The organism is Defluviimonas salinarum (assembly GCF_026013545.1).
GTDB lineage: Bacteria > Pseudomonadota > Alphaproteobacteria > Rhodobacterales > Rhodobacteraceae > Albidovulum > Albidovulum salinarum.
The window spans coordinates 1-21173 of the sequence record NZ_JAPDOG010000010.1 but is presented as its reverse complement, the minus strand read 5'-3'; the positions used below and the strand labels follow the sequence as shown (position 1 = coordinate 21173).

Annotated in this window: 20 protein-coding genes and 1 pseudogene; 9 read left to right on the top strand and 12 right to left on the bottom strand. The window is 69.1% G+C overall.

Translation table 11 applies throughout. The annotated features are described in order from the left end of the window. Nucleotides 1-32 precede the first annotated feature (32 nt). The 4 genes and pseudogenes from OM960_RS12135 to OM960_RS12120 form a co-directional block, all read left to right on the top strand. Nucleotides 33-1361, top strand: coding sequence for an amidase (locus OM960_RS12135; RefSeq protein WP_264772118.1), 1329 nt, complete (start codon nt 33-35; stop codon nt 1359-1361). A gap of 125 nt (nt 1362-1486) precedes the next feature. Beyond that, nucleotides 1487-2665 (top strand): aminotransferase class I/II-fold pyridoxal phosphate-dependent enzyme, encoded by a 1179-nt coding sequence (locus OM960_RS12130; protein WP_264772117.1) that lies wholly within the window; start codon nt 1487-1489, stop codon nt 2663-2665. 11 nt (nt 2666-2676) lie between these two features. Beyond that, on the top strand, nt 2677-5574 hold the full coding sequence (locus tag OM960_RS12125; protein ID WP_264772116.1) for a DNA translocase FtsK 4TM domain-containing protein: 2898 nt from the start codon (nt 2677-2679) through the stop codon (nt 5572-5574). A 93-nt stretch (nt 5575-5667) separates the two neighbouring features. Next, a pseudogene (locus tag OM960_RS12120) lies at nt 5668-5904 on the top strand (IS481 family transposase); the annotation flags it as partial. A gap of 190 nt (nt 5905-6094) precedes the next feature. Here the strand turns inward: OM960_RS12120 and OM960_RS12115 are convergent. Beyond that, nucleotides 6095-7633: an amidohydrolase family protein gene (locus tag OM960_RS12115; RefSeq protein WP_264772115.1), complete on the bottom strand. Its 1539-nt coding sequence runs from the start codon at nt 7631-7633 to the stop codon at nt 6095-6097. 209 nt (nt 7634-7842) lie between these two features. On the opposite strand from OM960_RS12115, the gene OM960_RS12110 reads away from it, so the two are divergent. From OM960_RS12110 to OM960_RS12100, 3 genes are read left to right on the top strand one after another with little or no spacing between them, the layout of a single operon-like run. After that, entirely contained in the window at nt 7843-8928 is a 1086-nt protein-coding gene (locus tag OM960_RS12110) for a helix-turn-helix transcriptional regulator (RefSeq protein ID WP_264772114.1), read from the top strand. Between the two features lie 3 nt (nt 8929-8931). Next, on the top strand, nt 8932-10158 hold the full coding sequence (locus tag OM960_RS12105) for an FAD-dependent monooxygenase (RefSeq protein ID WP_264772113.1): 1227 nt from the start codon (nt 8932-8934) through the stop codon (nt 10156-10158). A gap of 43 nt (nt 10159-10201) precedes the next feature. Next, the gene (locus OM960_RS12100; RefSeq protein ID WP_264772112.1) at nt 10202-10651 is read left to right on the top strand and encodes a MaoC family dehydratase; all 450 of its coding nucleotides are present in this window, start codon (nt 10202-10204) and stop codon (nt 10649-10651) included. Nucleotides 10652-10708: 57 nt separating this feature from the next. On the opposite strand, the gene OM960_RS12095 is transcribed toward OM960_RS12100, so the two are convergent. Further along, entirely contained in the window at nt 10709-10897 is a 189-nt protein-coding gene (locus tag OM960_RS12095; RefSeq protein WP_263334905.1) for a hypothetical protein, read from the bottom strand. Between the two features lie 139 nt (nt 10898-11036). After that, nucleotides 11037-12017 carry a LysR family transcriptional regulator gene (locus OM960_RS12090; RefSeq protein ID WP_264772111.1) on the bottom strand — a complete coding sequence of 327 codons (981 nt, stop codon included), beginning with the start codon at nt 12015-12017 and terminating at the stop codon, nt 11037-11039. A 114-nt stretch (nt 12018-12131) separates the two neighbouring features. Here OM960_RS12090 and OM960_RS12085 point away from each other — a divergent pair, with 114 nt between their 5' ends. Next, on the top strand, nt 12132-12452 hold the full coding sequence (locus OM960_RS12085; protein WP_263334909.1) for a hypothetical protein: 321 nt from the start codon (nt 12132-12134) through the stop codon (nt 12450-12452). A 34-nt stretch (nt 12453-12486) separates the two neighbouring features. Here OM960_RS12085 and OM960_RS12080 read toward each other — a convergent pair whose 3' ends face one another. From OM960_RS12080 to dapD, 5 genes are all read right to left on the bottom strand, one after another. Then, on the bottom strand, nt 12487-12669 hold the full coding sequence (locus tag OM960_RS12080) for a Trm112 family protein (RefSeq protein ID WP_263334911.1): 183 nt from the start codon (nt 12667-12669) through the stop codon (nt 12487-12489). After that, complete coding sequence (locus OM960_RS12075) at nt 12666-13304, bottom strand: LON peptidase substrate-binding domain-containing protein (protein ID WP_264772110.1); 639 nt, start codon at nt 13302-13304, stop codon at nt 12666-12668. The genes OM960_RS12080 and OM960_RS12075 overlap by 4 nt, the downstream gene beginning before the upstream one ends. Nucleotides 13305-13331: 27 nt before the next feature. After that, on the bottom strand, nt 13332-14240 hold the full coding sequence (gene trxA / locus OM960_RS12070; protein ID WP_264772109.1) for a thioredoxin: 909 nt from the start codon (nt 14238-14240) through the stop codon (nt 13332-13334). A gap of 144 nt (nt 14241-14384) precedes the next feature. Next, the gene (locus OM960_RS12065; RefSeq protein WP_264772108.1) at nt 14385-14717 is read right to left on the bottom strand and encodes a DUF8846 family protein; all 333 of its coding nucleotides are present in this window, start codon (nt 14715-14717) and stop codon (nt 14385-14387) included. Nucleotides 14718-14799: 82 nt separating this feature from the next. Then, nucleotides 14800-15627: a 2,3,4,5-tetrahydropyridine-2,6-dicarboxylate N-succinyltransferase gene (dapD, locus tag OM960_RS12060; RefSeq protein ID WP_263334918.1), complete on the bottom strand. Its 828-nt coding sequence runs from the start codon at nt 15625-15627 to the stop codon at nt 14800-14802. A 167-nt stretch (nt 15628-15794) separates the two neighbouring features. Here dapD and OM960_RS12055 point away from each other — a divergent pair, with 167 nt between their 5' ends. Then, complete coding sequence (locus OM960_RS12055) at nt 15795-16661, top strand: LOG family protein (RefSeq protein ID WP_264772107.1); 867 nt, start codon at nt 15795-15797, stop codon at nt 16659-16661. 9 nt (nt 16662-16670) lie between these two features. Here the strand turns inward: OM960_RS12055 and OM960_RS12050 are convergent, their stop codons facing one another. The 4 genes from OM960_RS12050 to OM960_RS12035 all read right to left on the bottom strand — a co-directional run bounded on the left by OM960_RS12050 (nt 16671) and on the right by OM960_RS12035 (nt 20984). After that, nucleotides 16671-18242: a 5-guanidino-2-oxopentanoate decarboxylase gene (locus OM960_RS12050; RefSeq protein WP_264772106.1), complete on the bottom strand. Its 1572-nt coding sequence runs from the start codon at nt 18240-18242 to the stop codon at nt 16671-16673. 2 nt (nt 18243-18244) lie between these two features. Beyond that, nucleotides 18245-19429 (bottom strand): pyridoxal phosphate-dependent aminotransferase, encoded by a 1185-nt coding sequence (locus tag OM960_RS12045; protein WP_264772105.1) that lies wholly within the window; start codon nt 19427-19429, stop codon nt 18245-18247. Beyond that, on the bottom strand, nt 19426-20070 hold the full coding sequence (locus tag OM960_RS12040) for a TetR/AcrR family transcriptional regulator (protein WP_263334925.1): 645 nt from the start codon (nt 20068-20070) through the stop codon (nt 19426-19428). The genes OM960_RS12045 and OM960_RS12040 overlap by 4 nt, the downstream gene beginning before the upstream one ends. 92 nt (nt 20071-20162) lie before the next feature. Next, nucleotides 20163-20984 carry a methyltransferase domain-containing protein gene (locus tag OM960_RS12035; protein WP_263334926.1) on the bottom strand — a complete coding sequence of 274 codons (822 nt, stop codon included), beginning with the start codon at nt 20982-20984 and terminating at the stop codon, nt 20163-20165. Nucleotides 20985-21173 lie beyond the last annotated feature (189 nt).

Sequence of the window (21173 nt, the reverse complement as noted above, 5' to 3'; positions counted from 1 at the left end):
ATACCGTCAATCCGGTAAATAGGGAGGCATCCATGGCCGAATGGCGGCAGATGAGCGCGGGCGATCTCGGCCGCGCAATCGGGCGGGGCGAGATCGACCCCGAGGAACTGACGGCAGCCTTTCTGGACGCGATCCGCGCCCACGCGCACCGCGACCGCATCTATGCCCGCCTCACCGAGGCGCGCGCGCTCGAAGAGGCGGCTGCGGCGGCGAAGCGGGCGAAGGCGGGCCAGCGGCTCTCGCTCCTCGACGGGGTGCCGATCTCCTGGAAGGACCTCTTCGACACCGCCGGCACCGCCACCGAGGCCGGCTCGCGCCTCCTTGAGAACCGAGTGCCGGAACGCGACGCCGAGGTGCTCGCCAGCGCCACCCTCCAGGGCCTCGTCTGCCTTGGCAAGACCCACATGAACGAGCTCGCCTTTTCCGGCCTCGGCCTCAACCCGGTGACCGCGACCCCGCCCAACGTCCACGATCCCGCGCTCGCCCCCGGCGGCTCCTCCTCCGGCGCCGCCGCCTCGACCGCCTTCGGCCTCGCCGCGGCAGGGATCGGCTCCGACACCGGCGGCTCGGTCCGCGTGCCCGCCGCCTGGAACGACCTCGTCGGCCTCAAGACCACCTCGGGCCGCCTGTCCCTGAAGGGCGTCGTCCCGCTCTGCGCCCGTTTCGACACCGTCGGCCCGCTGACCCGCACCGTCGAGGACGCCGCCCTCCTCCTCGCCGCGCTCGAAGGCACGAAACCCGCCGACCTCACCGGCGCAACGCTGAAGGGCGCCCGTCTCATGGTGCTCGAGACCACCGCGCTCGAGGATCTCCGCCCCGAGCCGAAGGCCGGCTTCACCCACGCGCTCGAACGCCTCAAGGACGCCGGCGCCGAGATCACGAACGCCGCCTTCCCCGACCTCGTCGAGGCGATGTCGCTCGCCGGCATCCTCTACACCACCGAGGCCTACGGCACATGGAAAGGCGCGATCGAGACCGCGCCGGAAAAGATGTACGGCCCCGTCCGCGACCGCTTCCGCGCCGGCGCCGCCCATTCCGGCGCCGATTACGTCGCCGCCTGGCACCGGCTCGACGCGATTCGGGCGCGCTGGGCCGCGCACACCGCCCGCTACGACGCGGTGCTCGTGCCGACCACGCCGAACCTGCCGCCCGAGGCGGCGCGGCTCGAATCCGAGCGCGACTATTTCGTCACCGAGAACCTGCTCACCCTGCGCAACACCCGCATCGCCAACCTGATGGGGATCCCGGCTCTGACCCTGCCGACCGGGCTGCCCGCGACAGGGATCACGCTGATGGGCACGGCCTTCGGCGAGGCCCGGCTCCTGCGCCTCGCTGCCGCCGCCGAGATCGCCTTGCGCTGAGGACGGAAATGCCACATTCCCCCTCCACCGGGCCGCGAAAATCGCTGCTTTTTCTGGACCGCGGCGGTGGCTGCGGCTAATCTGAATCCAAAATGGGGCGCAACGACCCTATAGATTGAGGCAGTATGGCGTTTCCCGAGCGGTTTTCGAACCTGCCAGATTACGCGTTCCCGCGCTTGCGGAAGTTGCTCGACCACCACAAACCCGGTGGCGAGCCCATTGCCATGACCATCGGCGAGCCGCGCCACCCGATGCCGGACTTCGTCGGCCCGATCCTTGAGAAGCATCTCTCCGAGTTCGGCAAGTATCCCCCGAACGAGGGCGCGCCGGGCCTTCTCGCCGCAATCGCCGGCTGGCTCCGGCTGCGCTACGGCGCCGATCTCTCGCCCGAGCGGCTCATGGTCCTGAACGGCACCCGCGAGGGGCTCTTCGACGCCTGCATGGCCCTCTGCCCCGAGGTCAAGAACGGCCGCCAGCCCGTGGTGCTGATGCCGAACCCGTTCTACCAGCCCTATGCCGCCGCCGCGCTGTCGGTCGGCGCCGAGCCCGTCTTCGTCCCGGCCGGCGCGGCCACCGGCTTTTTGCCCGACTACACCGCGCTTCCGGCCGACATCCTCGACCGCACCGCGCTCGCCTATCTCTGCTCGCCCGCGAACCCGCAAGGCTCCATCGCCTCGCGCGACTACATCGCCGAGGTTCTGGCACTCGCGGAAAAGCACGATTTCATCCTGCTCGCCGACGAATGCTATTCCGAGATCTGGCGCGATCAGCCGCCGGTCGGCGCGCTCCAGGTCGCCGACGAGATCGGCGCCGATCCCGAGCGGGTCGCGGTCTTCCATTCGCTGTCGAAACGCTCGAACCTGCCGGGCCTGCGCTCGGGCTTCGTCGCCGGCGGGCCCGAGGCGATCACCCGCTTCCGCCAGCTCCGGAACTACGGCGGCGCGCCGCTGCCGCTACCAATCCAGCACGTCTCGGAAAAGGCGTGGTCCGACGAGGCCCATGTCGAGGCGAACCGGGCGCTCTATCAGGAAAAGTTCCGCATTGCCGACCGCATCTTTGCCAAGGTTCAGGGCTACAAGGGACCGGATGGCGGCTTCTTCCTCTGGCTGCCGGTCGAGAACGGCGAGGAAGCGGCACTGAAACTCTGGCGCGAGACGGGGGTTAGGGTGCTCCCGGGCGCCTATCTCGCCCGCGACGTTGGCGGGCACAATCCGGGGAAGGGTTACATTCGCGTTGCGATGGTGGCCCCAAAAGAAGAAATGCGGCGCGGGCTCGAGATGCTCCGCGACTGCCTCTACGGTTGAGGACGAGGGCTATGGCATCGTACCAGGCAAGACAGCGCGATCCGCTTCTGGATCAGAACCTGCAGGCTGCGCTCGAACGGCGCGGCAAGGAACTTCTGGGGCTGGCGCTTCTGGTCATGGCGGTGATGACGGCGATGATGCTCGCGAGCTACTCGCCCGACGACCCGAGCTGGCTCGCCGCCACCGACTCGCCCGCCCAGAACCTGCTCGGCACGTTCGGCGCCTCGATCGCCTCGCCGCTCTTCGTCATTGCCGGCTACGGTTCCTGGGGCATCGCTCTGGTCTTCGCCGCCTGGGGTCTGCGCTTCGTCTTCCATCGCGGCGAGGAACGCGCATTGTCCCGCGTGATCTTCGCACCGATAGCGGTGGCGCTGATGGCGGTCTATGCCTCGACCCATGTCGCGGGCGAGGGCTGGGCGCACAGCTTCGGGCTCGGCGGGCTTTTCGGCGACACCGTGCTCGGCGCGATCCTCGGCGTCGCGCCGGTCAGCGCCGCCTTCGGACTCAAGGTGATGTCCCTCCTCGTCGCTGGCGGCGCGCTCGCGATGGCGCTCTTCGTCCTGGGGTTCGACCTGCGCGAGCTCGCCGGGATCGCCCGGTTCCTGCTCGTCGGCACCATCGTCGGCTACGATTGGCTGATGCGCGCCGCCGGCCGCGGCGCGGTCGCCTCGGTGCGCGGCGCCCAGGCGCTGCAGGACAAGTCCCGCGCCCGCCGCGAAGCGGCCGTGGAACGCGCCTCCCGCTACGCCCCGGAGGACGAGGAGGAGGACGAGGAGATCGCCGTCGCCCCGGTCCGCCGCGCCCGTACTGCCGAGGCGCCCCGCGCCGACGTGCTCCGCGCCGAGCCGCGCTTCGCCGTCCCCGGCCCGGCGGCCCCGGCCCCGCGCGAGAAGCGCGGCTTCCTTGCCCGCGTGACCGGCCTCGCCCGCCGCGGCGCCGAGCCCGAGTACGAGCCCGAGCCGGAGCTGATCGAATCCTATCCGACACAGAGCGGCTGGAGCGCCGAGGCGCCGAGCCCCGACCGCATCCGCGCCCGCATCGCCGACGCGGTGCGCACCCGCACCGTCCATGTCGCCGACGGCGAGCCGCGCCAGCGGGTCGAGCCGCCGCTCACCGGCGCGCCGCGCTACATGCCGCAGCCCCGCCGCGCCGCGCCCGAGCCCGCCCCGGTCGCCGGCCTCGACGACGAGGACAGCTTCGACGCCGCCCCGCCGCTCACCGCCGAGCCGCTCTTCGACACCGAGGACCACCCCGGCCCCTCCGCCCACGACGACACCTTCGCCGTCGAACCAACGGCCCCGCGCCCGATCGTCCAGCACGGCGCCCAGAAACCCCCCGCCCCCTCGCGCCAGGCCCTGGCCGAGGCCCAGCCGCGCCTGCGCTTCGACGACACCGCCCCGACCTACGAGACCCCGCCGCTCTCGCTCCTCGCCTCGCCCACCTCGGTCCAGCGCCGCCCGCTCTCCGACGAGGCGCTGCAGGAGAACGCCCGCATGCTCGAGTCCGTCCTCGACGACTACGGCGTCAAGGGCGAGATCGTCAGCGTCCGCCCCGGCCCCGTCGTCACCATGTACGAGCTCGAACCCGCCCCCGGCCTCAAGGCCTCCCGCGTCATCGGCCTCGCCGACGACATCGCCCGCTCGATGTCCGCGCTTTCCGCCCGCGTCTCCACCGTCCCCGGCCGAACCGTCATCGGCATCGAACTCCCCAACGCCTTCCGCGAGAAGGTGGTCCTGCGCGAGATCCTCTCCGCCCGCGACTTCGGCGACTCGGGCCTCCGCCTCCCCCTCGCCCTGGGCAAGGACATCGCCGGCGAGCCGATCGTCGCCAACCTCGCCAAGATGCCCCACCTCCTCATCGCCGGCACCACCGGCTCGGGCAAGTCCGTCGCCATCAACACGATGATCCTCTCGCTCCTCTACAAGCTCACGCCCGAGGAATGCCGGCTCATCATGATCGACCCCAAGATGCTGGAGCTCTCCGTCTACGACGGCATTCCCCATCTCCTCTCCCCCGTCGTCACCGACCCCAAGAAGGCCGTTGTCGCGCTGAAATGGACCGTCGGCGAGATGGAGGAGCGCTACCGCAAGATGTCGAAGATGGGCGTGCGCAACATCGAGGGCTACAACGGCCGCGTCCGCGAGGCGCTTTCGAAGGGCGAGATGTTCAAGCGCACCGTCCAGACCGGCTTCGACGAGGAGACCGGCGACCCGGTCTTCGAGACCGAGGAGCTGATGCCCGAGGCCTTGCCCTACATCGTCGTCATCGTCGACGAGATGGCCGACCTGATGATGGTGGCAGGCAAAGAGATCGAGGCCTGCATCCAGCGCCTCGCCCAGATGGCCCGCGCCAGCGGAATCCACCTGATCATGGCGACCCAGCGGCCCTCCGTCGACGTCATCACCGGCACGATCAAGGCCAACTTCCCGACCCGGATCTCCTTCCAGGTCACCTCCAAGATCGACAGCCGCACCATCTTGGGCGAGATGGGCGCCGAACAGCTCCTCGGCATGGGCGACATGCTCTACATGGCCGGCGGCAGCCGCATCACCCGCATCCACGGGCCCTTCGTCTCCGATGAAGAGGTCGAGGAGATCGTCAACCACCTGAAGAGCTTCGGGCCGCCCGAGTACATGTCCGGCGTGGTCGAGGGCCCCGACGACGAGAAGGAGGCCGACATCGACCTCGTCCTGGGGCTCGGCGGCAACACCGACGGCGAGGACGCGCTCTACGACCAGGCGGTGCAGGTGGTGCTGCGCGACCGCAAGGTCTCCACCTCCTACATCCAGAGGAAGCTCGGCATCGGCTACAACAAGGCCGCGCGGCTCGTCGAGCAGATGGAGGAGGAGGGCCTCGTCTCGCCCGCCAACCATGTCGGCAAGCGCGAGATTCTGGTGCCGGAGCAGTAGGGCGTGCCGGCATTGGTTGAGAAGCAATGAACCTAGCTGTTTGATCCCACGGTTTGATGGTGCGATCCATTCGTCGGAATGGAAGGAAGCACTATGGGACAAGTTCGTCACGGCTGCGCCACGACCACACACGCTATCCGAGCAGCAATACAGCGATCGCAAGCTTCGACCGCGGCGTTGAGCCGGGAGCTCGGGATCAATCCGAAGACCGTCGCGAAAGGGCGAAAGCGCGAGACGGTCGAGGATCGTAAGACCGGACCAAAGGAACCGCACTCCAGCGTTCTAAGCGAGGAGGACGAAGCGATGATCGTCGCATTCCGCCGACGTTCGCGACCTGGTCGAAGCCCGTCTCGGGGTCCATGACGCGGCCACCGAGGAGCGCGATGTCGAAGGTCGCGCCGGTCTGTGCGGCACCACTGCCGGCGGTAGCGAGCGTGGCGGCGGCAGCCGCGGCGCCGGCGTTGAACTCGCGTCGGGTAATTTCATGCTTCTTGCACAGTGCGAACTCCCTTTTTGGTAATCAGTCAATGCTGCGCCGGATCGGCTTTCCCGGCGCCGCGTCGAGAACGAGTTGCCCGTCGCGGACCACGAAGGCCCCGTTCACCAGGACCGTGTTCACGCCGACCGCCATCTGGTTGGCGTTTTCGAAGGTGGCGCGGTCGGCCACCGTTTCGGGGTCGAAGACGACGATATCGGCGTCCATGCCGATCTGGAGCCGGCCCTTGCTGCGCATCTGCGGCACGAAGTCCTCGAGCGTCTGCGCCGGCATCAGCGACATATTGCGGATCGCCTCGCTCAGCGACATCAGCCCGCGTTCGCGGACATAGGAGCGCAGCACCTTGGCGAAGGCGCCCGACGATCTGGGATGGCTGAACACCTTCTCGGGCAGCGGCCATGCGTCGCCTTCGTAGTTCAGGACCTTCCCGTCGTCGGTGAAGTAGGACCAGAACACCTCGTCAGAGGCGATCAGCACGGCGGGATGCGTCACCGAGGCATCGAGAAGCGCGAGATCCATCGGCTCGTGCTCGTCGAGGAAGTGCCACGTGACGAAGGTACCGGGGTTGTTCGCCTGGTAGTCGGCGAGCTGTTCCTCGGTCAGCCGGTCCTTGCCGAGCTGGAAGTTCTCGGAGGTCGAGGACATGCGTTCGCGCCAGTCGTCACCGCTGAACATCGCCGCGCCAACGACGGTGTTGGCCGCGCCGTAGGGATAGGCCTCGACCGAGATGTTGATGCCGTTGGCCTGCGCCTCCTCGACCATGTCGAGCATCGCGTGGATGTCCGACAGCGACGAGCTGTTGATGTGGCAGATGTGCATGTGGGCGCCGGTGATCGCCGCGTTGCCGATCAGTTCCTTGATCGCCTCGAAGGAGCTTTGCGGCTCAATGTTGCTGGCGTATCGCACATGGGTATAGGTGGCGACGCCGTGATCCCGCGCCATCTCGGCGAGCGCGAAGTATTCCTTCTGGCCGTAGCCGGGGGCATAGCCGGCATTGATGCCGATCCCGAGCCCGCCCTCATCAAGTCCCTGCTCGACAAGGGAGAGGATGCGGTCCAGCCGCTCGGGGGTCGCAACCTCGTTCTTCCAGTCGTTGCGGCTCTGGGCATCCTGGAAATAGGCGGTGGTGGACAGAGGGTCCGTACCCGAAAAGGCCGCGATGCGCCCGAAGGTCCAGCCCGATGCCGCCCCGTAGTTGATGGGCAGGCTCTTGGCCGACTGGGTCTCGTACCACTCGCCGATGGGCAGGACGCCGGATTCCAGCTCCAGCATCGTGGTGACGCCCTGAACCGCCTGCATGCGGTAGTCGCCGATGTTCTGGCCGTGGGCGTGAAGGTCGATGAAGCCGGGGGAGACGACCTGCCCGGCCGCGTCGACGATGACATCGCCGTGCAACGGGAACTCGCTGATCGCCGCGATCCGGTCTCCGTCGATGGCGACGTTGCGGATCGCGTCGAGCCCGGTTTCCGGGTCGATCACCCGCCCGCCGCTGATGACGAGGTCATAGGCTAATGTGCTCGTCGTGCCGGAGAGGAGGAAGAGAAGGGAAAACACCGCGCGCATGAAATCCTCCGTGCTGACTATCCTGGGTCAAAGCCGACCTGCCCGACCATCTCCCCGTTAACGAAAACCGCATCCCGATGCTCCATGCCCGATGCCCGCTGGGGAGGAACTATCGACATGGCTAGCACGGCGCTCGACTTGATCGTTTACATCCGGTGCCGGTGCACGCAGAATCTTGTCGCATCAGGATAAGTCATGGCATGCGGAAAATGGCCGTCAGGGCGCGCAGAAAGACCGATCCGAAATTCACGCGGGCCGCGTTGCTGATCACTTTCGCGACCGCGTTCGAGCGCCGCGGCGGAGACGCGAAAGCTGCCGCCCTTCGCCATCACCTTCCGCCCGAAGCCCTGACCGATCCCAACCTCCTGATCGAGGCCTCCGCGCTCTATGCCGCCGTCGAGGGCATGGCGGCGGCGCTCGGCGATCCCTATTTCGGTGCCTCCGTCGCGATCGAGGTGGCGCATCACGGCACCCCGGTGCTCCGGGATGCCGCGCGCGACGCCGTGACGCTCGGCGATTTCCTCTCGCGGGCGGTGACGGAGGTCGCGGCGCAGTTCGACAACGTCCGCTATTCCCTTCACGTCACGGCCGATGCCGCCAGCTTCGAGATCCAGCGCACGCTGCACGTGTCCGGAGCCTTGAAGCAGATCGACGCGATCGTCGTCTGCTTCTATGTCACCGTGTTCAAGCTCGGCCTCGGCGCGGGTTTCGATCCGAAGCGCCTCATCGTCACCGCGCCGAGCCGCGACGGGATCCCGCCGGGGTTCCTGCCCCGGTCGGCCTTCATCAAGTCGCCGATCAACGGATTGCGGATCGCCTTCCCGACGGAGTGGCTGACACTCCCCTTCGCGCTGGACTGGGCGCTGTCCGAGACATCGCGCGGCGAGTTCGGCGACGATCCCGGCGCGGCACCGACCGTCGCGTATTTCCGCAACATCGTGGCCAAGAACCTGGATTACGCGGACTTGCCGCTCGCCGAGTTTGCGCGGATCTGCGGGATGCACCCGCGCCGCGTCCAGCGGCTGCTCGCGGCCAAGGGCACCTCGTATCGCCAGATCAAGGACGAGGAGCGGCGGAGCCTCGCGGTGGAGCTCGTGTCGGAAACCCGGATCCCGTTTGCCGACATCGCGCAGCGGGTCGGGTTTTCCAGCCTGCCGGCCCTGGACCGGGCGTTCCGGCACTGGACCGGCAGGACCCCGACGGCATTTCGCGCCGAGAGCCTCACGGCGGATCCCGGCGCCGCCGGGGCCGGGAATGTGACGCATGGACAATCCCGCGCCGGAGCGGATAGTTGAGCGATGACCTACGATGCGGACGTGATCATTACCGGCGGCGGGCTGAACGGCCCGGCCCTTGGGCTTGCGCTGGCGCAGGCGGGGCTGACGGTCGCGGTGATCGACGCCCAGCCGGCACGGGCGCGGGCCGAGAGCAATTTCGACGGCCGCGCCTATGCGCTCGCCATCGCCTCGAAGCGGCTTCTGGCGGCGACCGGCGTCTGGGACCGGGTCGCGGCCGCGGCCCAGCCGATCCTGGAGATCAAGGCGAGCGACGGGCGGCCCGGCGAGGGCCCAGCGCCGTTCTTCCTGCATTTCGAGGCGGCCGAGATCGAGGAAGGCCCGATGGGCTTCATGCTCGAAGACCGGCACCTCTATGCCGCCTTCCTCGCCGCGATGGAGGCGGAGGCGAACCTCACCCATCTGCCCGCCACCACGGTGACCGCGCAGGAAGCCGGTCCGGCCGGCATCGCGGTGACGCTCTCGGATGGCCGGACGCTGAACGCGCGGGTGCTCGCGGGCTGCGACGGGCGCGCCTCGGGCACCGCCGTCCGGGCCGGGATCAGCCGCACCGGCTGGGGCTACGGCCAGACCGCAATCGTCTGCGCGGTGGCGCATGAGCGCCCGCATGGCGGCATCGCGCAGCAGTTCTTCATGCCCTCGGGACCGCTGGCGATCCTGCCGCTGAAGGGCAACCGCTCCTCGATCGTCTGGAGCGAGACCGACGCCGCCGCCCGCGCCATCGCCGAGCTGAACGACGCCGACTTCCTCGAGGTGCTGCGGCCGCGCTTCGGCGACTTCCTCGGCGAGATCGAGCTGGCGGGCGGGCGCTTCACCTATCCGCTGAACCTGACGCTCGCGACGGCTTACACCGCGCCGCGACTGGCGCTCGTCGGCGACGCGGCGCACGGGGTTCATCCGATTGCGGGACAGGGGCTCAACCTCGGGTTCCGCGACGTCGGCGCGCTGGCCGAGGTGCTGGTCGACGCCCATCGCCGCGGCGAAGATATCGGTGCGGGCGACGTGCTCGACCGCTACCAGAGCTGGCGGCGCTTCGATTCGACCGCGCTGGCGCTTGGCATGGACGGGGTAAACCGGCTGTTTTCGAACGACAATCCTCTGCTGCGCGCGGCCCGCAATGTCGGCATGGGGCTCGTCGGCAGCGTGCCGGGCCTGCGCCGCGCCTTCATCCGCCAGGCGGCGGGGCTGGCGGGCGATCCGCCGCGGCTGTTGCGCGGGCAGAGGCTTTGACCGCAAGCTGGGCGGAAGCGGGGCGCAGAAGCGGAGGACGGCAATGGCGGACACGGCTGCAGGCTGGACGGGCGTGATCAAGGGCAAGCCCGCCCCGGGGCAGGTCGCGACGCGGTGTCGCACAACCCGCATGGAGGACATCGCCGCCTTCACCGACATGACCGGCGACCGCAACCCGGTCCATTACGACGAGGCGCTGGCCCGGAAGACCCGTTTCGGCAAGCTGATCGTCCAGGGTGGCGTCATCACCGGCATCCTCAATGCCTGCGTCGCCGAGGACCTGCCGGGGCCGGGCACGGTGCTTCTCAACACCAACCTGAATTTCAGGAAGGCGGTCGGCGTGAACGAGACCATCACCGGGCGCGTCGAGGTCGTGTCGGTGCGCGACGACAAGCCGATCTGCGAGTTGAAGGTATCGGTGCTGGACGCCGGGGGCGAGGTCTGCGTCGAGGGCTCGGCGACGACCTACACGATGCCCCTTGAAGGGCTCTGAGCGGCACCCTCGCCGGGCCGGAGCCTGGCGGCGGCCGGAAACGGCGGTCCCGGTGGCTCAGGCGTTGAGCAGCGCGTGGAGGCGGCGGAGTACGCCGGGCTGCTTTGCGAGATCGACGGTATCGGACCAGAGACCCTGCAGTTCGCGGATGGCCTCGTCACGCGCTTTCTCCGCGCCGGGATAGAGCGGCGCAACGAAGGGGCCGCTGACAACTGCAAGGTGGGACGCTTGTCTTTCGAGTTTCATCACCAGTCTCCTCAGACTGTCATCTCGGTTAACCATGCGCCCGAATCCCGGCATCGGGATGGCAGGACCGTGCCGACCGTGGAGCCATTTCGCGGCCCATTGCGGCGGCGCCGGTTGCGCGGACGGCTCGATCCGGCGGTCAGGTCGCCTCGCGCGGCAGGAAGTTCCGGGCCGATGTCTTGCCGCGCAACCCGCCCCAGAGATCGGCCTCGGCACCGAGCGCCTCGTAGAGGAACGCCATCATCGCCCGGACCCTTGCGGCGTTGCGCAGGTCGGGGTGGGTCAGCACCCAGAGCTCCATGTCGAGGTTGCGGATCGGGTCCGAAATCCGCAGGAGCCGGGGGTCGGCGTCGCCGACGTAGCAGGGCAGGAAGGTGAGCCCGAGCCCCTCGGCGGCGGCGTTCTGGACCGCGCGCGAGGCGCGGCACTGGAAGACCGCGCGGTCCTCGCCCTCCTCCCTCGTCTTCCAGACCACCGGCACCAGCCAGGGCGCGGTGCCCTCGATCAGGCAGAACGGATGCTCGGCGAGCGGGCGGTCGGGCGCGGACGCGAGGTAGCTCTCGGTGGCGTAGAGCGCGAAGCGGAAGGCGCAGATCTTGCGGCCGAAGCTGGTCTCGGGCGGGGCCCTGGTGGCGCGGATCGCGATCTCGGCCTCGCGCCGGTTGAGGTCGAGGGCGCCGTGGCCGGGGGTCACGTCGATCTGGATGTCGGGATGGTGGGCGAGGAAGCGCGCGACGAGGCCGGGCGCGTGATCCTCGGCGAAGGCCTCGGGGCAGGTGATCCGCAGCCGCCCGCTCAGCCGCGCGTCCTGCCCGAAGACCTCGAGGCCGAGCGCGTGGAACTCGCCCTCGATCCGCTCGGCATAGTCCATCGCGGTGCGGCCAGCATCGGTCATCATGTAGCCGTGGTCGAAGCGGTCGAAGAACCGCACGCCGGTCTTTTCCTCGATCGCGTTGATGTTGCGGAAGACCGTGCTGTGGGTCTTGCCGAGAAGCCGCGCGGCGCCGGAGAGGCTCTGCGCCCGGCAGATCGCGAGGATGATCGCGAGGTCGCTCCATTCGAGCGCGCGCTGCGTGGCCTGCAAGTCGGTGGTCTTCGGCATCGTCCGGGGCCTGTCCATTCCTGCAAACCGGGCTTTCGGGATTGGCGAATTCCCGGTCGCCCCCGAGCATGGCAGGTTTTTCTCAAGACCGGAACGGCCCGGTCGCCCCCACGTAAACCAGGGAGAGAGACGATGTTCATCCAGTTCGTGCAGTTCGAAACGACGCTGACGGAAGCCGAGGTCATGGCGATCGCCGAGGAGCGTGCGCCGCAGTTCCGCGCCATCGAGGGGCTTGTGCAGAAGTTCTACCTGAAGCTGGGCAAGCCCAACCATTACGGCGGGTTCTACATCTGGGCGTCGCGCGAGGCGATGGCGGCGTTCCGTCAATCCGAACTCGCCCGGACGATCCCCTCCGCCTACCGGGTCGTCGGCGCCCCGGATGTGGATATCCATGAGTTGCTCTTTCCGCTGCGTGACGACGCCGCACTCGCGCCCGGCGCCACAGCCGCCTGAAACCCCGGCGCCGCCCCCGGGCGGCGCCATCACCTCAGCCGATCTTGCGCGCCTCGCTCACCAGCATGATCGGGATGCCGCCGCGGATCGGAAAGGCGAGGCCGGCGCGCTTGGAGATCAGCTCCTGGCGCTCGGCATCGTAGGAGAGCGGCGCCTGCGTCAGCGGACAGACCAGCGCCTCCAGCATCCGCCGGTCGACCTTCACCTCGTCGTTCATTGCATCATCTCCTCGCCGCCGCCGCGCAGCGCATATTCCATCAGCGTCACCAGCGTCTCGCGCCGGGTCGCGAGCGACGGCGCCTCGAGGAGCGCTTGCTTGTCCTCGGGCTCGAACGGGCAGAGCATCGAGAGCGAGTTGATCAGGAGCTCGTCCTCGGCATCTTTCAGGCTGTCCCAGTCGGTCGAGAGCTGCTCGGCCTCGAAGAAGCGCCGCAGGAGCGCGAGGAAATCGTCGCGGTCGAAGCCCGCGTCATGCTCGGCCGGCCCGCGGTCGCGCGAAAAGTCATCCCAGCTCACCTCGGCCGAGAGATAGGGCGCGAAGCCCGAGATCTCGCGCGTCAGCCGGAAGCGCGAGACGCCGGTGAGCGTGATCATGTAGCGCCCGTCATCGGTCTCGGAAAACCCGGTGACGCGCCCGGCGCAGCCGATCGCGGCCAGAAGCGGCTGGCCGTCGGGGCCGGGACGGGGCTGGATCATCCCGATCAGCCGGTGGCGGGTCTTCAGCGTGTCCTCGAGCATCGCGAGGTAGCGCGGCTCGAAAATCTGCAGGGGCAGCCGGGCGCGGGGCAAGAGAAGCGCCCCCGGCAGCGGGAAGAGCGGGATCTTGTCCGGCAGGTCGCCATGGAGCTTCATGGACCCGATCCTAGCGGCTTGACGCCATCAGGCAAAGATCATCGACGAGAGTTTCCGGCGCCCCTTGAGCACGATCGGATCGGTCGGCTTCAGCGCCTCGAAGATGGTGAAGAGCTGCTTCTTGGCCGCGCCGTCGTTCCACTCGCGGTCACGGCGGAAAAGCTCCAGCAGCTCCTCGACCGCGCCCTCGACCTTGCCGGCGGCATGGAGCGCCTGGGCGAGGTCGAACCGCGCCTCGTGGTCGTCGGGATGCGAGAGCACCCGGTCGAGCAGCTCCGCGACCGGGCCGGCATTGGCGGCCTGCCGGGCGAGCGCCAGCTGGGCGCGGGCGGCCTCGATCTCGGCGGCATATGCGATCGCGGCCGGCACGGCGGCAAGGAGCCCCTCGGCCTCATCCTTGCTGCCGGCGGCGAGATGGGCGCGCACGAGCCCGCCATAGGCGCGGGCATTCTCCGGCTCCTCGCCGAGGATCGCGGCGAAGGTCTCGGCGGCATCCACCGCGGCCCCTTCGGCAATCATCTGCTCGGCCGCGTCGAGCGCCTCGGAGAGCCCGCCGTCCCCGGCAAGCCCGGCGAGCCGGTCGACGAAGGCCTTGATCTCGGAGCCCTGGACCGCGCCCTGAAATCCGTCCACCGGCTTACCCTCCCAGAAGGCGTAGACGGTCGGGATCGACTGGATACGCAGCTGCGCCGCGATCATCTGGTTCTCGTCCACATTGACCTTGGCCATGCGAACCTTGCCCTTGGCCGCGGTCACCGCGGCTTCGAGCGCCGGCCCGAGCGTCTTGCAGGGTCCGCACCAGGGCGCCCAGAAGTCGACGATCACCGGCACCTCGCGGCTCGCCTCGATGACTTCCTTCATGAAATCCGCCTCGGTCACGTCGCGGATCAGGTCGCCGGCCGCCGGAGCGTCCTGTTTCTGGCTGAATTCGAGCATGTCTGCCCCCGTTGTCTCGTGTCGCCTCCTATATGAGCGCCCGGGGCCGAAAGGCCAAGAGGCATCCGCCACTCCGCCCGGCTCTTTCATCTTGCCCGAAGTATCCCCGCCGGAGGCATCCGCCGCCCAGCCCGGGGCGATGGCTCAGCCCTTGTCGAAGAACGGCGTCACCTGCGCCACGATCACCGAGTTCTCGGCGAGCGCACGCTCCATCAGCGCGCGCTCGTCGTCTTCGATCTCGTGGCCCTGGGCCGCGCGTTCTTCGGCGGTGCCGTAGCCGGTGACATCCAGCGGCGCCATGTCGGCCTGCTTGAGGATCGCCACCGTCTCGCGCACCGCCTCGTCCTCGTCGACGCCCGAGGCATAGATCATCAGCGCCGCGCCGGTCGCGCCCTTGGGCAGGCCGTCACCGGACTTTCGGCCGACCTCGACAACGAGGGTGTAGACCTGCTGGGGTCGTTTCGGCTTCTCGGTCATTTTGCTCTCCAACCGCGCCCACCGAAAATCCTTCAAGGATTTTCGGGAAGAAAATTACTGAATTTTCTTCCCGCGCCCGGCCTCAGTCCCGCAGGAGATCGTTGATCGAGGTCTTGGCCCGGGTCTGGGCGTCGACCTTCTTCACGATCACCGCACAGTAGAGGTTGATGCCGCCCTTCGAAGGCATCGAACCCGCGACGACGACCGACCCCGCCGGCACCTCGCCGTAGAAGACATCGCCGGTCTCGCGGTCGACGATCTTCGTCGACTTGCCGATGAAGACGCCCATGCCGAGCACCGAGCCCTCGCGGATGATACAGCCCTCGACGACCTCCGACCGGGCGCCGATGAAGCAGTTGTCCTCGATGATCGTCGGGCCGGCCTGCATCGGCTCCAGCACGCCGCCGATGCCGACGCCGCCGGAAAGGTGGACGTTCTTGCCGATCTGGGCGCAGGAGCCGACGGTGGCCCAGCCATCGACCATCGAGCCCTCATCGACATAGGCGCCGATGTTGACGAAGGAGGGCATCAGCACCACGCCCTTGCCGATGAAGGCCGAGCGGCGGACGATCGAGCCCGGCACCGCGCGGAAGCCCGCGGCGCGCCATTCATGCTCGCCCCAGCCGTGGAACTTCGAGGGCACCTTGTCCCACCAGGTGGTGCCGCCGTTGCCGCCGGAGATCGGCTCCATGTCGTTCAGCCGGAACGACAGCAGAACCGCCTTCTTGGCCCACTGGTTCACATGCCAGTTGCCGTCGGACTGGCGCTCGGCGACGCGGAGCTTGCCGCTGTCGAGCGCGGTCAGCGTCGCCTCGATCGCCTCGCGGGTTTCGCCCCCGGTCGCGGTCGTGATCGTGTCGCGCGCCTCCCAGGCGGCTTCGATGGCGGTCTCAAGTGCGGCATTGGACATGGGCGTTCCCTCGGAATCTGACGTCGCGTGACCATGGCCTATAGGGCGGCTCGGCCCGCGAAGCAATGCGACCATGCGCGTCACAGTTGCGCCATCTTGCGCGGCCATGCTGGCATCCAGCCCGCAAAGGGGCTACGCCTTTGGGTAACAGGACCTCGAGGACGCTCATGAAAGAAGATCCCCGCCGCCACCCGTTCCGCCACAGCCACCAGGATGTGGAGACCGCCGACCGCATTCCCGACACGCCGCAGACCCGCGCCCCGGCCTACCGGCTCGCCTTCACCGATCCCGACTTCATGTGCCGCGAGGAGCTGCGCCCCGTGCGCCTGCAGCTCGAGCTTCTGAAGCCGCAGATGATCATGGACGAGCGCGGCATCGAGTCGACGATCGTGATGATGGGCAGCGCGCGTATCCCCGATCCGACCGGCACCGCCGAGCAGCCCGAGCCGCCGGTGATCGAGACTGCCGCGGGCGGCAAGACCGAGGCGGCGACCGGCGCCGCGGCGCTCGCGAAATGGTACGACGAGGCGAGGAAGCTCGCCCGGATCATGACCGAGAAGAGCCTCAGGAGCTACGGCCGCGAGGACGTGATCGTGACCGGCGGCGGCCCCGGCATCATGGAGGCCGGGAACCGCGGCGCGGTGGACGCGGGCGGCCATTCGATCGGGCTCAACATCGTCCTGCCGCACGAGCAGGCGCCGAACGTTTATGTAACGCCCGACCTCTGCTTCAACTTCCACTACTTCGCGATCCGCAAGATGCATTTCCTGATGCGCGCGAAGGCGATCTGCATCTTCCCCGGCGGTTTCGGCACATTGGACGAGATGTTCGAGAGCCTGACGCTGATCCAGACCGGGCGGATGAAGAAGGTGCCGTTCCTGCTCTTCGGCCGCGGCTTCTGGGACAGCATCATCAACTGGCAGGCGCTGGCCGAAGCGGGCACGATCTCGCCCGAGGACCTGAGCCTCTTTTCCTTCGTCGAGAGCGCCGAGGAAGCGGTGGAGATCATCGAGGGCTGGCAGAACGGCTGCTAGGCGGCCGGTTCAGCCGGCCTCGATCTCGATCATCACCGGCCCGTCGGGGCGGCGCAGGTCCCTCAGCGCCCCGGCCACCGCCTCGGGCGCCATCGCGACGCGGGCGAAGGGCATGGCGCAGGACTGCGCGACGGCGGCGAAATCGGGCGGCGTCGGGTGGCAGCCGGTGACGGCGACGCCGACGCGCGCCATCGAATCCGCGATCTCCTGATAGGCGTGGTTGTTCCAGATCAGGAAGGCGATCGGCAGCTTCTCGTCCACCGCGGTCATCAACTCGGGCAGGGAGAACTGCGCGCCGCCGTCGCCGGCGAGGCAGACGACCGGCGCGTCGGGGTCGGCGAGGGCCGCGCCGATCGCGGCGGGGATCGAGAAGCCGAGCGCGCCGAAGCCGGTCGCGGCGTTGAACCATCCGCCGGGGCGGTCGTGGTCGTAAAGCAGGTTGCCGGCGTAGATCGCCTGCGTCGAGTCGCCGACGAAGATCGCGCCCGGAACCGTGTCGCGCACCGCTTCGAGGATGGCAAGTTGCGGCAGCATCACCGGGTCGAGCCCGGCGCGGGCGGCGTCGATTGCCTCAGCCGCGCGCGTCGCGCCGTCACGGGGTGCGCGTTCCGGCAGCGCCCCGGTCAGCGCCGGAAGCACCGCCTCGGCATGGCCGCGGAGCGCGATCTCGGCCGGGTGGAGAGCAAGCTGCCCAGCCGAGATGTCGATCCGGACGAGCCGCGCCGGGACCGGCATCGCGCCGCCATACATCTCGTAATCGGTGGGGCCGAACTCGGTACCGACGGCGAGCACGACGTCGGCGGCGCGGATCAGGTCGCGCACCGGTTCAAGGCAGGGGCTCGCGGGCACCGCGAGCGGGTGACGGTGCATCAGGCCGCGGGCGTTCACGGTCTGCACCACCGGTGCGTCGAGCCGTTCGGCAAGCGCGGTGAGCGCGGCGTCGGCGTGCCTGGCGCCGCCGCCGGCGAGGATCAGCGGGCGAACGGCCTGGCCGAGCGCCTCGGCGGCGCGGCGGATCGTATCAGGATCGGGCAGAACCGGCGCGGCATCGGCGGGCGCGGGGACCGGGAGCGCGGGCAGACCCATCACGTCGAGCGGCACCTCGATATGGGCCGGGCCGGGCCGGTCGGAGGCGAAGCCCGCGAAGGCGCGGTCGAGGGCCGGGGCCAGCGCTTCGGCGCTCTCGACCCGGTCGGCGGTGCGGGCGACGAGCGCGGTCAGCCCGAGCTGGTCGGGGAGTTCGTGCAGGCAGCCGAGGCCACGCCCCAGCGTCGCCCGCCGGTTCACGCCGGAGATCACCAGCATCGGCACCGAATCCGCCCGCGCCTGGCCCATCGGCGTCAGCGTGTTGGTGACCCCCGGCCCGGTAATCACGAAGGCGACGCCGGGCTTACCCGAGACGCGGGCATAGCCGTCGGCCATGAAGCCCGCCCCCTGTTCGTGGCGTGGCGTGACATGGCGGATCGGCGAGCCCGCGAGCCCGCGGTAAAGCTCCACCGTGTGGACGCCGGGAATGCCGAACACCACGTTCACGCCGCGCGCCTCGAGCGCCTTCACAAGGGCTTCACCGATCGTCGTCACTTTCAGGCTCCTATCCGGCACTTGGCGTTGGCATGGGTCACGATCCGGTCGCAGGCGCGGCGGAAGCGGCCGTCATCGACGGTGAGCGCCACACGGACCCAGCCGGCGAGCGACTGGCCGAAGGCCGAGCCCGGCATCACCGCGACCCCGGATTCGATCAGGTCGAGCGCGTAGTCGCGGTCGCTCATGCCGGTAGCGGTGACGTCGATCAGCGCGAACATGCCCGCCTCGGGGCGGTGGACGCGGAGCCGCGTCTCCTGCGTAAGCCGTTCGGCGAGGTATTTCGCCCGCGCCGCGAAGCGGTGACGCATCCCGGCGGCGACCTCCGAGGGTCCGGAGACCGCGAGCGCGGTCATGTCGGCGATGAAGGGCTGGTTGCCGAACAGCATCGATTCCGACAGCGGCAGCAGCCGTTCGGTGAAGGCGGCGGAGCCGATGCACCAACCGGAGCGGAAACCGGGCGCGGCATGGGACTTGGAAATCGAGGAGACCACGACGACCCGCTCGGCGAGATCGCCGCGCGCGAGCGGCGAGGTGAAGGCGACGCCGTCGAAGACAAGCTCCTCGTAGACCTCGTCGACGATCAGCCAGAGATCGTGGGCGACCGCGAGACGGCCGATGGCGTCGATATCCTCGGGGCGGAGCACCGCGCCGGTCGGATTGTGCGGCGTGTTGAGGAGCACCGCCCGCGTCCGCGGCGTGATCCGGGCCGCGATGTCCGCGGCGGCAATGCGGAAGCCGCGCTCGGGCCGGAGCGGCACCGGAACGAGCGCAGCACCGCTCGCGGCGACCACGGCCTCGTAGGTGGCGTACATCGGGTCGCCGACGAGGACCTCGGTGCCGGGCTCGGCGAGGCCCATCAGGACGGCGTAGAGCGCTGTCTGGGTGCCGGGGAAGCAGAGCACCTGATCGGCGCCGATCGGGCGGCCGGCGCTTTCCGTGTAGCGCGCGGCGAGCGCCTCGCGCAGCCCCTCCTCACCGCGGCCGCTGGAATACTGGGTGCGGCCGGCGCGCATCGCCGCCGTCGCCGCCTCGACCAGCTCAGCGGGGGCGGCGACGTCGGGATTGCCGATCGTCAGCTCGATCACGTCATGGCCCTGCCGGGCGCGGGCGCGGGCATGGGCATGGATCTCCCATTTCGCGCCTCCGAGACCGGAGAGGCGGTCGAGAACCGGGGAATACTTCATTGGGACGCCTCATCGCGCAAAAGGGAAAGACCAAGGATCGCGCCGACCGAGTCGCGGGCGATCCCTTCAAGCTCACTGGACCCGAAGGCCTCGGGCAGCGCACCGCCTTCGAGCCAGAGCCCGTCGATCACCGCGTTGCAGGCGATGGCGAGCCGCCGCGCCTCGGCCTCGGGCACGGGCCGGCCGGATTCGGCCAGCGCGTCGGACAGGAGCCCTTGCAGGAGGTCGCGGTAGCGCAGGTAGCTCTCGCGGTGGGTGGCGTGCATCGCCGGGTCGCGGCGGATCATGTGGATGAAGCCGGCCCAGAGCGAGACCGCGCGCGGGTCGGCGACCGGCGGCGTGACCGAGCCCGCGACGAAATGCGCGAGCCGCGCCCGCGCCGTGCCGGCGCCTCCAGCGGAGGCCTCGGAGGCTTCGGTCTGGGCCTGCATATGCGCCTCGTAAGCGGCGTTGACGAGCTCTTCCTTGGTCGAGAAATAGTGCCGGATCATGCCCTGGGTGAGCCCCGCCTCGGCGGCGATCGCGCGCACCGTGGCGGCCTGCGGACCGAACTCGGCAATCAGTTCCAGCGTCGCGCGGATCAGCGCCGCCCGACGGCTGTCGGGATCCTCGCGGGTGAAGCTGCGGCGCGGTTCGGACATCGGCTCCCCGGATTCGGTGTGGAAATTATACGCTTGCATAATTACCGGAACCGGAGGCGGCCACAACCGGAATCTGCGCCTCTCCGACGCTGTCAGGCGGGGCGGAACAGATAGGTGTAGTAGTTGCTCGATCCGAAGAACACGCCCTCTTCCGAGGCGGCAAGTTGCGCGTCGGCCCAGGCGTTGGCCTCGGCCTCGGTCATCACGCCCGAGCGCGGCCCGAGCACGCGGAGCCCCTCGACCGCGCTGACCCAGAAATCGGCGCGGCCAGCTTCGGTCAAGACGTAGGAGAACATGCGGTCGAGCACGAGGCCGTGGCGCTTGGCGATCCGCAACATCTGGCGCAGCACCCGCGGCTGGGTGACGAGCGCCTCGATCACCCGGTCGGAGTTTTGCCGCGACTGCTCTGGATCTGCTTCCTCGAAGGTGAGCGAGGCATAGTCGCCGTCATAGACCACGATCCTGCCGCCGGGCCGCACCACCCGCGCCATCTCGCCCAGAACCGCGCCGGGATCGTCGAGATGGCTGAAGAGTGTGTGGGCGATGACGGCGTCATAGCTGGCTTCGGCGAGGTTCAGCGAATGGGTGTCGCCCACCTCGAACCGGGTCCGCTCGCCTGCGCCCTCGTCGGCCGCGTACCGCCGCGCCGCGCGCACGAGGTAGTCGCTGAGGTCGATGCCGTGGCAAGTGCCGGCGAAATCCGGCCGGGCGCAGATCCGCCGCGAGACGAGGCCGGTGCCGCAGCCGAGGTCGAGGACCGAGGCGGCGCCGTCGATCTCCATCGCGTCGAGATAGTCGTCGAGCATGCCGACGAACGCGGCGTTCTTTCCCCGCGCCTCGAGCCGTGCCACCATCACGTCGAGCGTCGCCTCGTCGAGCCGGTCGGTGCCGTTCCAGGGATCGGTTCCAGCCATCGTTACCCCTCCTTCGTCATTGCGGTCACGTCGAAGGATAGCACGAAGCGCCGCGGCCCGCTCAGCGCCGCGCCGGTCCGCGACGGCGCGCGGAAAGCGCGTGGCGGATCCAGGCGACGGCCCTGGCGATGACCGCGCGCAGGCGGCGGCGACGCGCGGTCGAGGCCGCGCGGCGGCAGAGCCGCACCT

What these genes read in the sequence shown, in the direction of transcription:
- OM960_RS12115 (WP_264772115.1), bottom strand. Translation starts at nt 7,633, where the DNA reads ATGCGCGCGGTGTTTTCCCTTCTCTTCCTCCTCTCCGGCACGACGAGC.
- OM960_RS12090 (WP_264772111.1), bottom strand. Translation starts at nt 12,017, where the DNA reads ATGGACAGGCCCCGGACGATGCCGAAGACCACCGACTTGCAGGCCACG.
- OM960_RS12110 (WP_264772114.1), top strand. Translation starts at nt 7,843, where the DNA reads ATGGCCGTCAGGGCGCGCAGAAAGACCGATCCGAAATTCACGCGGGCC.
- OM960_RS12075 (WP_264772110.1), bottom strand. Translation starts at nt 13,304, where the DNA reads ATGAAGCTCCATGGCGACCTGCCGGACAAGATCCCGCTCTTCCCGCTG.
- OM960_RS12035 (WP_263334926.1), bottom strand. Translation starts at nt 20,984, where the DNA reads ATGGCTGGAACCGATCCCTGGAACGGCACCGACCGGCTCGACGAGGCG.
- OM960_RS12130 (WP_264772117.1), top strand. Translation starts at nt 1,487, where the DNA reads ATGGCGTTTCCCGAGCGGTTTTCGAACCTGCCAGATTACGCGTTCCCG.
- OM960_RS12125 (WP_264772116.1), top strand. Translation starts at nt 2,677, where the DNA reads ATGGCATCGTACCAGGCAAGACAGCGCGATCCGCTTCTGGATCAGAAC.
- OM960_RS12100 (WP_264772112.1), top strand. Translation starts at nt 10,202, where the DNA reads ATGGCGGACACGGCTGCAGGCTGGACGGGCGTGATCAAGGGCAAGCCC.
- OM960_RS12135 (WP_264772118.1), top strand. Translation starts at nt 33, where the DNA reads ATGGCCGAATGGCGGCAGATGAGCGCGGGCGATCTCGGCCGCGCAATC.
- OM960_RS12040 (WP_263334925.1), bottom strand. Translation starts at nt 20,070, where the DNA reads ATGTCCGAACCGCGCCGCAGCTTCACCCGCGAGGATCCCGACAGCCGT.
- OM960_RS12105 (WP_264772113.1), top strand. Translation starts at nt 8,932, where the DNA reads ATGACCTACGATGCGGACGTGATCATTACCGGCGGCGGGCTGAACGGC.
- trxA (WP_264772109.1), bottom strand. Translation starts at nt 14,240, where the DNA reads ATGCTCGAATTCAGCCAGAAACAGGACGCTCCGGCGGCCGGCGACCTG.
- OM960_RS12045 (WP_264772105.1), bottom strand. Translation starts at nt 19,429, where the DNA reads ATGAAGTATTCCCCGGTTCTCGACCGCCTCTCCGGTCTCGGAGGCGCG.
- dapD (WP_263334918.1), bottom strand. Translation starts at nt 15,627, where the DNA reads ATGTCCAATGCCGCACTTGAGACCGCCATCGAAGCCGCCTGGGAGGCG.
- OM960_RS12080 (WP_263334911.1), bottom strand. Translation starts at nt 12,669, where the DNA reads ATGAACGACGAGGTGAAGGTCGACCGGCGGATGCTGGAGGCGCTGGTC.
- OM960_RS12065 (WP_264772108.1), bottom strand. Translation starts at nt 14,717, where the DNA reads ATGACCGAGAAGCCGAAACGACCCCAGCAGGTCTACACCCTCGTTGTC.
- OM960_RS12095 (WP_263334905.1), bottom strand. Translation starts at nt 10,897, where the DNA reads ATGAAACTCGAAAGACAAGCGTCCCACCTTGCAGTTGTCAGCGGCCCC.
- OM960_RS12085 (WP_263334909.1), top strand. Translation starts at nt 12,132, where the DNA reads ATGTTCATCCAGTTCGTGCAGTTCGAAACGACGCTGACGGAAGCCGAG.
- OM960_RS12055 (WP_264772107.1), top strand. Translation starts at nt 15,795, where the DNA reads ATGAAAGAAGATCCCCGCCGCCACCCGTTCCGCCACAGCCACCAGGAT.